General features: G+C 39.3%; 9 protein-coding genes. 1 reads left to right on the top strand and 8 read right to left on the bottom strand.

The features are described 5' to 3' along the window. Positions 1-458: 458 nt before the first annotated feature. The 6 genes from ACYQ35_RS06755 to ACYQ35_RS06730 all read right to left on the bottom strand — a co-directional run bounded on the left by ACYQ35_RS06755 (position 459) and on the right by ACYQ35_RS06730 (position 6,755). Positions 459-1,853, bottom strand: a complete 1,395-nt coding sequence (locus ACYQ35_RS06755; RefSeq protein WP_459831489.1) for an alanine/glycine:cation symporter family protein — start codon at positions 1,851-1,853, stop codon at positions 459-461. A 139-nt stretch (positions 1,854-1,992) separates the two neighbouring features. Then, on the bottom strand, positions 1,993-2,367 hold the full coding sequence (locus ACYQ35_RS06750) for a hypothetical protein (protein WP_459831486.1): 375 nt from the start codon (positions 2,365-2,367) through the stop codon (positions 1,993-1,995). 14 nt (positions 2,368-2,381) lie between these two features. Then, positions 2,382-3,386, bottom strand: coding sequence for a S66 family peptidase (locus ACYQ35_RS06745; protein WP_459831483.1), 1,005 nt, complete (start codon positions 3,384-3,386; stop codon positions 2,382-2,384). 3 nt (positions 3,387-3,389) lie between these two features. Then, entirely contained in the window at positions 3,390-4,628 is a 1,239-nt protein-coding gene (locus tag ACYQ35_RS06740) for an MFS transporter (RefSeq protein WP_459831480.1), read from the bottom strand. A gap of 17 nt (positions 4,629-4,645) precedes the next feature. After that, positions 4,646-5,434 (bottom strand): zinc dependent phospholipase C family protein, encoded by a 789-nt coding sequence (locus ACYQ35_RS06735; RefSeq protein WP_009462140.1) that lies wholly within the window; start codon positions 5,432-5,434, stop codon positions 4,646-4,648. Between the two features lie 67 nt (positions 5,435-5,501). Further along, positions 5,502-6,755 (bottom strand): redoxin domain-containing protein, encoded by a 1,254-nt coding sequence (locus tag ACYQ35_RS06730; protein ID WP_459831477.1) that lies wholly within the window; start codon positions 6,753-6,755, stop codon positions 5,502-5,504. A 154-nt stretch (positions 6,756-6,909) separates the two neighbouring features. Here ACYQ35_RS06730 and ACYQ35_RS06725 point away from each other — a divergent pair, with 154 nt between their 5' ends. Then, the gene (locus ACYQ35_RS06725; protein ID WP_459831474.1) at positions 6,910-7,779 is read left to right on the top strand and encodes a helix-turn-helix domain-containing protein; all 870 of its coding nucleotides are present in this window, start codon (positions 6,910-6,912) and stop codon (positions 7,777-7,779) included. A 45-nt stretch (positions 7,780-7,824) separates the two neighbouring features. Here ACYQ35_RS06725 and ACYQ35_RS06720 read toward each other — a convergent pair whose 3' ends face one another. Together ACYQ35_RS06720 and ACYQ35_RS06715 are read right to left on the bottom strand one after the other, a co-directional pair. After that, positions 7,825-9,786, bottom strand: a complete 1,962-nt coding sequence (locus ACYQ35_RS06720; RefSeq protein ID WP_459831471.1) for a discoidin domain-containing protein — start codon at positions 9,784-9,786, stop codon at positions 7,825-7,827. Between the two features lie 176 nt (positions 9,787-9,962). Further along, positions 9,963-11,456, bottom strand: a complete 1,494-nt coding sequence (locus ACYQ35_RS06715; protein WP_459831468.1) for a WD40/YVTN/BNR-like repeat-containing protein — start codon at positions 11,454-11,456, stop codon at positions 9,963-9,965. Positions 11,457-11,597: the final 141 nt, after the last annotated feature.

The raw sequence follows: 11,597 nt of genomic DNA, 5'->3' as shown, positions 1-11,597 counted from the left end.
CCGAAAAAAATCGGGAACGACAATTTCTTTCTTTTCCTAGCCGGGACTGGAAATGTTTTGCCAGACGGGAAAATGTTTCGGACAGTATAAGAATTTAGAAATGGGATTTTCTCCCGAAGAACGAAAAGTAATGCTGAAAAGTTATTTTCGCAATAGAGATGCCGAGGCTTTCACCCCATATATTTTAAAGCCGTCCTTTCATACTCCTACTTACTTGAACATTGAATTGCATGAATCACATACCGTTACGATTTTTTCTTTGAAAGAAAACTTCCAATTTTCTTTTATCCAAATAAAAGAATCCAGCATATGCACCGCTTTCTATTCTTTCTTTCAATATTTGACGGATTCTGATTTTGTCTATACCGCCAAAGAAACCGGAAGTATTTTAGAAAATTATTTTCATTCATTACTATAAAATAAAAACGGGCAGGAAAAATAATCTCCCTGCCCACACTTTATACTTTTTTCTCATAATCTTTCAACACATTTATTACCTGTTTTGACATCGGAATCAGAACAAGCATATTGAAAATCGTCATCAGTCCGACTCCCACATCTCCCAAATCCCAGACAAATGTATATGTCGCCAGTCCACCGATAAACAACATTGCCAGTGCAACTATTTTATAAATTGTCTGTGATGTCCAGTTATCTCCGAATAAATACGCCACATTTGACCTTGCATAATACAACACACCGATAAATGTCGAAAAACTAAACAACAATAGCGTAAATGTAATGAAAATCACTCCAAATTCGCCCATGTGATATTCCATTGCCTTCTGCAAAAATTCCATACCAACAAGACCTTCTACTTTTCCCTGCGGTACTAAAAGCATAATCATCGCAGAACAACTGCAAATCACAATCGTGTCGATAAATACACCAAATGCCTGTAAAAGTCCTGCCTTCGCCGGGTGGCTTACGTCCGCTGCCGCTGCGGCACACGGCGCCGAACCGCTTCCTGCCTCGTTGGAAAATAATCCTCTTTTTACCCCGTTCATCAAAACTGCGCCAAATCCACCTGCGACAACCTGACGGATTCCAAACGCCTCAGCAAAAATTCTGCTGAAAACTTCCGGAAGCATTCCGATGTTCTTTCCAATAATGAACAGTGTAATAAGCAAATAACCCCCTGCCATAATCGGAACCACAACGTCCAGTACTTTCACAGTTGCATTTTTTCTTAAAACAATAATAGCAGAAACTACCACAAGTATAACCGTTGTATAAATCGGTGGAATGTGGAACGCATTTTCCATTGATGAAGTTACGGAATTACTGATTACCTGACTAATTCCACACCAGCATACCAACCCTGAAATCGCAAATAAAACGGCTATTAAACTATATCTTCTCTCTTTTTTCCTTGTCATATATGAATGAATATAATATGCCGGACCGCCCCGATAACCGTTATATAATGGATCTTTCTCCTTATACATCTGAGCCAGTGTCGCCTCCACAAACGCCGTGGACGAACCAATCAGGGCTGAAATCCACATCCAAAAGACCGCTCCCGCTCCACCTGCCGAAATTGCCGCAACAACTCCGACTAAATTTCCCATACCTACACGGGTTGCCGTAGATACAATCAATGCCTGTACACCTGATATGCTGTTTTTCTGTGTCTCACTTTTCTTTTCCTTCACAATCTGCAGAATGTGTGGAAATTTTCTCAGCAGGATAAACCTTGTCCTTATTGTGAAAAAAATCCCCGCCGGAACTAAAATCATTACCAATAGGGATAAACCTATTGAACTTCCGCCCGGAAGGGGTATTGTAATCAAATCTCCCCACATCAGATTATATAATGTACTTATTATTTTCATAACTAAATCCTCTTTCATTTTTGTTTCCAACTCATTATAACTTCATTTCTGTAATTCTTCAACGTTTTTATGCTTTAAATTGAAAAAGTTTTGAAAACACAAAAAATGAAAGAGCATAATTTTAATACAACTCACACTCTTTCACTTGCAAAAATCTTTATTCTGTTATTATATCTCCGTTCTTATCCATGCGGTAGATGGCAAATGCGATTTTAATTTTAGAAATATCTCCCTTTTCCACACTATCTTCATTAAAGACCACACGAATTTTTTCGCCTTCCGTCAAATTTTCCGGCATTGCTTTTATATCAAATCCGGTTAAATCTAAGGTGAGTTTCTCTGCCTCTTTTACTTCCTTTGGGGCTTTCGTTTCTTTATTATCTGTCGGTTTAACTATGAGAGTATTTTCCCTCACTTCAATCACCTTCGCATTCAGATAACTTTGTGATTTTTCTTTTTCCACGTCACAGCCCGTAACAAAAACAGTAAAGAGAAAAATAGTGAGAAGACACAGAAGCATTTTCTTTTTCATATTTTGACACCTCCCTATATATCAAACGGGGTTTCTAATAAAGTCACTTCTTTCTCTGTCGCATTCAGTTCTATCTTGCAGCCTATCGGTAAAGTAAACATCGGGTGAGTGTGGCAACAGTCAAACTCAGCCAATATAGGAAAATCTGCTTCCCCGATAACTTCCATTAGTATGTCATACGGCTTTCTTCCCGTTCCATTGTCGTCAAACTTTTCATGTTTTCCTAAAATCAGTCCGCCGATTTTATCAAACACGCCTGCCAGTTTTAATAATGAAAAACTTCTTTCTATCGTACAGGCATCTTTTAGCGAATCTTCAATAAAAAGAATATCTCCTTTTCGTATTTCCGGCATATATTCCGTTCCGAAAAATCCTTCCATCGTGTTCAGATTCCCGCCGACAACTCTTCCTGCACACTTTCCTTCTTTTACACATACCCATTCGTTATCTCTTTTTTCTTTAGAGCGGTTCTGTGTACTCCAATCAACAAATTCATCTGTCCAATATTCCGGCTGCTTGTATGAAAATGTCCCTTCCGTATACCGAAGCATTTTTTCAAAGTATTCATATGTCATATCGACAAACGGCGGAAATTCCCCGAAAGACGCTGCCAGTGCAGGTCCATAAAATGTCACCAGTCCCGCTTTTGCATAAATCGCCAATAAAAGTGCCGTTGTATCCGAATAACCGACAATCATTTTCGGGTGTTTTCTTAAATACTCATAATCAATATAAGGTAAAATGGAATTTGTATTGTTTCCACCTATAGAAGACATTAAAATTTGTACGTCATCTCGATAAAGCAGTTCGTTAAATTCTTTTGCCCGCTCCTGAATACTTCCCGAACGGTAGAAATCTTTCTTCTGAAATAACAAACCGTCAATAACATTATATCCTTTTTCCTCTAAGTATTTCTTCCCATTCATATAACGAACAGGCGTCGTACTTGATATAGGAGAAGACGAGGAGAACACTCCTATTCCGATTTGCCTGTCTGTACTTAATTTCTTTACTTTCATTCATTATCCCTCCAGTCGATTCGCCTTTACAAAAACTGCCAATCCTATCAAAAACATAATTGCTAAGATAATCACTCCCCCGTTCGGACTTCCTGTCCACTGAGCAAACGCTCCCATCAGCGCTGTTCCCATAAATGAAGCCCCTTTTCCGCAAATGTCAAACAGACCAAAAAATTCTCCCGACTTTTCAGGCGGAATAATTTTAGCAAAATAGGAGCGGGATAACGCCTGTATGGCCCCCTGAAACATTCCGACAACTACCGCAAGCACCCAAAACTCCCACTGTTTGTCCAACTGAATAGCAAAAACTGCAATGCCCGTATATGCCACAATACATATTTTAATCAATTTGTCCGTCTCGTATTTCTTCGACGCCTTTCCAAAAAACAGTGCAAACGGAAATGCAACAATCTGTGTAACTAAAAGCGCAACTAAAAGTCCTGTCGTATCCAAACCTAAAGCACTTCCATACGCTGTGGCCATGTCAATAATTGTATACACTCCATCAATATAAAAGAAAAAAGCAATTAAAAACAAAAATATCTTTTTATGTTCTTTTATTTCACTGAAGGATTGTCCCAATCTTCTAAAACTTGAACGAATCGGATTTTTCTCTCTTTCCGCATAATGTGTCTGCTCATAGTTTTTCAAAAGAGGCAAAGTGACTAAAAACCACCAGCCGGCATTTAAACAAAAAGCAAATATCATTGCAGCCGTCATACTGATTCCGATTTTCTCATGAAACAATACGAATATTAAACTGATGATAAATGGAAAGCAGCTTCCAAGATACCCCCATGCATAGCCGTGTGAGGACACCGTATCCATTCTCTCAGGTGTCGTCACATCAGCAAGCATTGCATCATAAAATATCAAACTGGCTGAATATCCTACTTTCGCCACCACAAACACTGCCAAAAAGACAATCCACGATGTCGGAAGGGAAAGTCCTGCGCAGCCAAGCACTCCGACCATCATACTGACGGCAAAAATCGGTTTCTTATATCCTTTCGTATCTGCAATTGTTCCTAAAATAGGACCGATAATTGCCACCAAAAATGTGGCAACAGAAGTTGCGTATCCCCAATACGCCAGATAATCCACCTCTGAAATTCCCGCTTTTTCTGCCATTGCATCAAAATAAATCGGAATAATCGTAGATACAAGCAAAATAAATGCCGAATTCCCCACATCATATAAAATCCAATATTTTTCTAACTTCGTCAATTTACTCTTATTCATTTGTATGTCCCCCGCGGTTACTCAAAATCACGTTCAAAGCGTTCGTCCAGTTCATTTCCTTCCAAATACTCATCAAATTTCTGAATAAGATATTCTGCTACCGGAACAGCATTTTTAAATCTCTCATAAAGACCTGCATTGCTTTCCACACACTTTGGATTATCTTCCACTTTAAATAAATGTCCCTGAAGGGCATCGTACTGTCCGGACAGTTTCATTCCTCTATTTAAAATAGTTCTTTTCACTTTCCCCGGCGCCACAAGAATACTCTTATATTTTCTCATGGATTTTAACGCTTTATGTGCTTCCTCCGGCTCCACGCCTTCATAAAACTTTGCTACACACTTCGCCGTGTCCTTATCTGTCGGAAAAGTTTTTCCTACCGGATAAGAAAGCGGTTCTTCACCATTTTTTCGCATTAAAAATTTCTCAAACTCACTCTCCAACTCCACATGACCGATTCCCGTTCTCTCCATTTCCTCTGCCACAAATGAATGACACTCGCTGTCCAGAGCAAAATGGCAGATAAAACCGAGAATATACGCATACTCCGGAGATTCCGTTCCGTTTTCCCGAATCACCTTTCTTGCGTATTCTATAAATTCTGACGCCGGTCTTTCATGTATCTGAAACCCTATCTGACTTACCGGGTTAGGCGATAAAGGTTTGTAGAAAAACAGATAATCCGGACCCTGTAACCCTATTCTAAACTGTCTCAAATTCCTTAAAAGAAACTCTCTTTTCTTCGCATCAAGTTTCTGTAAAACACGATTTCCAAACTGGTTATGTGCATAAAGTGCTGGCATAACAATCCCTCCTTTTAATTTCTATTTCCTTGACTATATCATAAATCGCCTATATTTCCCATAGTTATTATTCACGTTTTCCTTCTATTGTCTGCCGAATAATACTCTTCATCATATCCTCCGACAACTGACCACTGACATATCCAAAGATATTTCCTTCTTTATCAATCATAAACGTAGTCGGATAGGAAGATATACCGTATTGCATAAATAATTCTCCTTCCGTATCCATGAGTACAGGATAAGTATAACCATTTTCTTTTAAAAATGTCTTAATTCCCTCTTCATCTGTCTCATTCCCTATATTTGGAGCAGCCACACCTAAAATAGCCACTTCCTCGTCATCTCCATATGATTCATAAAGTTTCTGTATGTCCGGCATCTCCGCTTTACACGGCGGACACCATGTGGCCCAGAAATTCAGGAAAATGGTTTTTCCTTTATAGTCTGCCAAAGAATGTTTTTTTCCATACTGGTCATATAAAGTAAAATCAATGGCGGACATCTCACTGTCTTCAGATTCTTTCTCCTGCTTCTCCGCCTCCGTTTCCTCCGCTTTTTTCTCCGGTTTCTTTGTCTCCGTATTGGAAGAAGTTCCCGATAAATATCCGGTAAATGCGTTCATTTTTCCCGTGAACATCAGTACACCCATAAGAATCATCAGAATTCCCCCGATTTTCACTGTATACCTGACTACTTTCATGTGACTTTTGAAAAATTCTAAAACTGTAGTCGTAAACAATCCAACTGCCAAAAACGGAAGAACAAAACCTGCCGTATATACGCCTATCAGTGCAAACCCCGTCCACTTTGTCGTCGCCGATGCTGCCATTAAAAGTACACTGGCAAGCGTCGGTCCTACACATGGCGTCCACGCAAAACTAAACGTAAATCCCATAACAAGGGCAACAATCGGGGACATGGCAAGCACATCTGCTTTCATCGGCAAACGTCTCTCTTTTCCAAGAAAAGAACTCTTTCCAAACGCCCCAAGTTGGTATAACCCAAATCCGACAACAAGAACCCCGCCTACTCTCGCAAAAATCAACTGATTATCCTTGAAGAAACTTCCAAACGCTGAAACTCCCAGCCCTAAAACAACAAAAGTAAAACTGATTCCCAAAACAAAAAATAACGTGTGAAGCATTACTTTACTCTTTTTAAAATGAATCTTGCCGTCCTCTCCTTTTACTCCCGCTCCTCCTGACAGATAACTAATATAAATCGGTATCAGCGGAAGCACGCACGGTGAAAAGAAACTCAGCAATCCCTGAAAAAATACCGTCACTACCGGTACACTGACATCAAATGAAAATCCCATGTATTTCTCCTTTTCTTTTTTATTCGATTGTTTGTAGAATAAAATATATTGACAAAAGTGTCAATGTCTTTTCTCCTTTACATCACTTCATTTTCTCTGTATACTTGTAGACAGAGAAAATATGCCAATTTTATGGCAGGAAAAGAGGTATATAATGGTTTCTTCAACATCATCTGATTACTTTGATATTTCCGCCTGTGCCGTCTCCGGAGGCTGTCTGCAAAGTCACTCAGGTCCGTATCTCTTTGGGCGTCATATTCATACCAGTTTTGAGGTCTATCTGATTACACAGGGAAATTGTTTTATGAATATTAACGGAAAAGATATTTCCTGCAAAAAAGATGATTTTATTATGATTTTACCGAACACGGTTCATTCTTTTGAGGTGAAAGAAAATGAGCAGTGTGAATTTCTGCACATTCACTTTGAACCTGAATTGTTTGCACATATTTTAGTGAAAAAGACACCTGAATTTTCCATATCACTTTCAGATGCCTTATTATTTCACTGCGATTTTTATTATAAACAACCGTCAAACATTACCCTTTTTAATCTAGTGACTTCCATTGTGGGCGTTTATCAGAATCCGAATTCTTATTCCGCCATATCAACCAATCTGTATGTCGCACAGTTAATGCTATACGTTTTGGAACAGGTTTCTAAGGACGAACCTCTGACACCGAGTGTTCATGTGCAGAACCGTTATATTTCCTATACGCTTCAATATGTTTCGGAACATTTTCAGGAGAAGATTTTAATTCCCGATATTGCGAAAGAATTGAACATTTCCACCCGCTATCTTGGAAAACTTTTCTCCCAGCACATGAATCTTACGCTTGCCAACTACATTAATATTTATCGGATCAATCAGGCAATTCAGTTGATGAGTTCCACCGATATGCCCCTTGTGGATATTGCTTTATCAATAGGGTTGAATGATTCCCAGCATTTTTCCAGACTGTTTTATAAAATCATTAATATGACACCGGGAAAATATAGAAAAATGATTCAAAAAGGGGAATAACATGAAAACTGCTGCACCGTTTTACACAGCGCAGCAGTTTTTTTATTATTGTTTTACCAATACCTTTGCATCATAAATGGAATATCCATATTTATCATTTCTCTGAATACCCTGGAATCTTACATATCTCGCTTTTACAGGGTTAAACCGTACCGTTACCTGCGGAGACTTCATTTCCTCTATCATCACCGTTTTGACGGTTTTGAAGTTTTTCCCATCGTCAGATACCTGAATATCATACAGCGCATCATGTCCGTTTTCAAAATACAACTGTATACCGGAAACAGTCGCTCTTGACGAAAGCTCAAATGTAATGTCTTCCTGATTTGTCCAGTCACTTGCCCATCTTGTCTTCATGCTGTCGTCGATGGCTGAAACTGCCTGATAATTGTAGATTGGATTTTTCTCATAACTGCTTGCTGTTGCGGCAATCGGTTTTACTGCCACGTCAGGAAGTGTTGCGTCTATATCTTCGTCAGGCTGATAGTCGCTGTCATACTTCACTGTTGTCAGTGAATGTGGTTTTAATGTAACGTCCACACTTCTGTCATCATCTATCACGGTAACTTTCTTCTCGCTATCCGTAATATTTCCAAGCATGACAGAAACCACTCCCTCATCGTCCATTACCGCCGTTTTCACAATGTCCGTATCTGTCGTTGTCTTAATGCTGACTGTTCCGGGCTGTACCGTTCGGCTAATCTGTTTCAAAATGTAATAAGACGGCTGATAGCATACGTTATTATTTTCATCTAGCATAACAGGAGCGTGACATTTGTTTACTACACCCTGAGTAGGGCCTCCCTCTCTGTCGAGAACAAGATTCCAGTCAATCCATGTTTCCGTTCCGTGTTCAAAATCATTTAAAATATCATAAATGTATCGGTCAGCAGGATCAAAACTTCCAAACCATGCCCCTTTTTCCTGACATGCCTCTGTGGCATACAGATGAATATCCGGGAATTTTTCTTTCACCGTATCCAGACTGTAAAAGTCTTTAGACCACATCGGAACTCCCTGAATTTCATGCCACACATCACCTGCATACCAATGAAATGCGATTCCGTCAATATATTTTCCTGCTTTTTCATTGCTCAATACTTTTGTGTTAAAATCGATAAATCCGTCATGGTGCATCGGGTCATTTCCCTTATCCCAATCCCAAATTAAAAGTTGTGGATCTAAGTTATTTCTCTCGAGTGCAGGTCCGAGATGATTTCCCACAAAATCAATCACCGCATCTGTAGACCATGTAGCCGCCTCCCATTTTGGATTGTTCTGCGCTTCATTCTGCATAGATAATGAATATACATCAATTCCCGCTTTTTCATACTCCTGAATATATTTCACAAGGTAATTTGCATAACTCTCATAGTATTCCGGTTTTACGGAATTATCCACAAAATTAATACCTGCTGTTCCTGTCTGTCCTCTTCTTACACCGCTTTTCTTCATCCATGCCGGCGGTGCCCAAGGTGCCGCAAAAAATTTGATGTCCGGTCTGTATGACTGTGCTTTTTTCACTGCCGGAATAATGTAATCCCAATCCTTCTCAATACTGAAATTTTTCAGTTCCGGATCAGGTTCTTCCGTGTCATTGTAACTGTAAGACCTTGTTGAAAAGTCCGCCGAACCGATAGTAGAACGCAAAACAGAATACTTAGCCCCATTCTCTCCAAAATACGCTTCGTAAACTTCTTCCTGCTTCTCCTTACTTAACTTCTGCAGATTGTAAGCAGCCGACTCCGTCATAGCCCCTCCCACTCCGAGAAAGGTCTGTCTTTTTTCCTCCGGATATACTTTTACATATCCGCTTGTCTTTGTCGCATCTGCTTTCTTAAAATGTAAATCCGGAAGTGTCTCGTCATATCCGCCCTCTTTCGCCGACACATGAACTCCAACTCTCCCTAAATCTTCCGCTGCCTGCACTTGCGGTGTTTGAAATCCTCCCAGTGACATTCCAAGCATTGCAAACGTCAGCATACCTGCCATAACTTTTCTCTTCATCAAATCCCTCCTTATTTTGCGTGATGCGCTACATAGTATTGATGAGAAAATAGTATTCCAGTTTTTGTACTTTGTCAACATTTTTCAATTCATTATTCCTTAAATTTTGTTTAAGTTTTACAAAAACAAAGTATATTATCTGCCATGAATATTGAACACTAAAAAATCAGGTAATATCAATCACCTGATTTTTCAGTCATCTCTTTATATGTCCATGTAACTCCTTTATCTGTCGATTGGAACACAATTCCGTCTGTCTCCGCTCCGTCTTTTGTCACCGTTATCGTCAATATATTATTTTCCTCCTCCGGCATATGCATATAGTCATATTCTTTTGCGGATTCCTGCAATTCCGTAACCGTATTCATCGGAAGTTCAATTTGTTTAAATGAAATTCCTCCATCTCGCGTTATGTATAATTCAGATTCAGATTGGGACGCACCCGTAAGCCCTGCAACCCCAAAACTCTCGTCAAAAAATAACAATCCTTCCGCAACTCCAAACTGTTCGCCAAACGGAGTTTCATTTATACTTTGCCATGTCTTTCCTCCGTCTGCAGTCTTTTCCAGTCCGTAGAATCTGCTCCCGGCAGCCGCATCTTTTTCCACCAAACGCCAGCCGCTGCGGTTATCTAATAGGAAATACATCGTTCCATTACCTCTGTCAACCGTCCACTTCTTCGCATCTTTCGCTTTATCAATCTGCTGTTTGTCATTCTCTTCGTTCAGTTTCTCCTGACTGATATACTCAAGATCCATAATATATCGGACAGGTGTAACACTACTTTTTTCCGGAATATGTAAGGACACCTCAAAACCGACAATTTCTCCGCCTCTTCTAAGTTGCAATAAACTATCCGCTCCGGCTTCCTTCCCGTCTCCGTCTGCATCTCCCGGAACATACCGTAAACCTTCCTCCGAACCGAATGCTCTTCGTCCAAGATAAAATATTTCATATATATTGTCTTCATAATCTGTTTTCGCCCAGACATTTACCTTCTTTTTCCACTCTGCCCTTTTCAAAATCTGAGTCATCGGAGACAAACGCATATCTTCATCATATTTGCCATTTACATTTCCGTCCAGCCAAACTGTCATGTCCTCACTCTTGTCTGCATCATAGTCGATGAGATACGTCCTTTTCTCTCCCTGTTTATCTTTCCCGTATATAAATGCGTCAATGTTTTGAATCTTTCCGTTTTTGTCAAATCCTATTTGAACTTTATCTGCAATATAAAGTTCTTCAGGCAATTCCAGTTCTTCATCTAAATCCGTCAAAATTCCTTCCACACCATTTTCAAACACATTATCATGCTCCAATTTTATCTCTTTTTTATGAAGCCATTCTTCCATTTTCCACGACAATGCCCCGTGATATGGAATTGCAGAATAGACTATGCGCCCTCCAAAGAAAAGTGTTGCCATAATAAAAATAGCAATTTCTGTATAAAAAACTGTCCTTTTTTCACGATATGCAGAGTCTGTCTTTCTGATAACCTTCCTTGAAATCGCCCATAAAATAAACGTTCCCACAAAGTCTGTCATTCCTACCGCCAATGTTGGAACATGGCTTCGCAAACCTCCGTATTGACACAAGTGCCATATCCGATACAGTGTAAAAATGTAAAACATCAAACTTATCTTTCCGGAAATCTTATAAATATATCTCATATTGCTCCTTTCCCTTACTATATTTTTTCAAATTATATAACATAAGTTCATGCTAATTAAACTTCTCATATCAATTTTTTTATAAAAAACACATTCCTTGTTCTCACTCAAATCCATAATATAATGTATCTATTGCCAACA

It is taken from the genome of Faecalimonas hominis (assembly GCF_054660755.1).
The sequence above is the reverse complement of the archived record's forward strand: the minus strand, read 5'-3'. Positions and strand labels throughout refer to the sequence as shown.

Excerpts from the sequence above, each read along its gene's own strand:
- ACYQ35_RS06715 (WP_459831468.1), bottom strand. The coding sequence starts at position 11,456 with ATGAGATATATTTATAAGATTTCCGGAAAGATAAGTTTGATGTTTTAC.
- ACYQ35_RS06730 (WP_459831477.1), bottom strand. The coding sequence starts at position 6,755 with ATGGGATTTTCATTTGATGTCAGTGTACCGGTAGTGACGGTATTTTTT.
- ACYQ35_RS06735 (WP_009462140.1), bottom strand. The coding sequence starts at position 5,434 with ATGCCAGCACTTTATGCACATAACCAGTTTGGAAATCGTGTTTTACAG.
- ACYQ35_RS06750 (WP_459831486.1), bottom strand. The coding sequence starts at position 2,367 with ATGAAAAAGAAAATGCTTCTGTGTCTTCTCACTATTTTTCTCTTTACT.
- ACYQ35_RS06720 (WP_459831471.1), bottom strand. The coding sequence starts at position 9,786 with ATGAAGAGAAAAGTTATGGCAGGTATGCTGACGTTTGCAATGCTTGGA.
- ACYQ35_RS06755 (WP_459831489.1), bottom strand. The coding sequence starts at position 1,853 with ATGAAAGAGGATTTAGTTATGAAAATAATAAGTACATTATATAATCTG.
- ACYQ35_RS06740 (WP_459831480.1), bottom strand. The coding sequence starts at position 4,628 with ATGAATAAGAGTAAATTGACGAAGTTAGAAAAATATTGGATTTTATAT.
- ACYQ35_RS06725 (WP_459831474.1), top strand. The coding sequence starts at position 6,910 with ATGGTTTCTTCAACATCATCTGATTACTTTGATATTTCCGCCTGTGCC.
- ACYQ35_RS06745 (WP_459831483.1), bottom strand. The coding sequence starts at position 3,386 with ATGAAAGTAAAGAAATTAAGTACAGACAGGCAAATCGGAATAGGAGTG.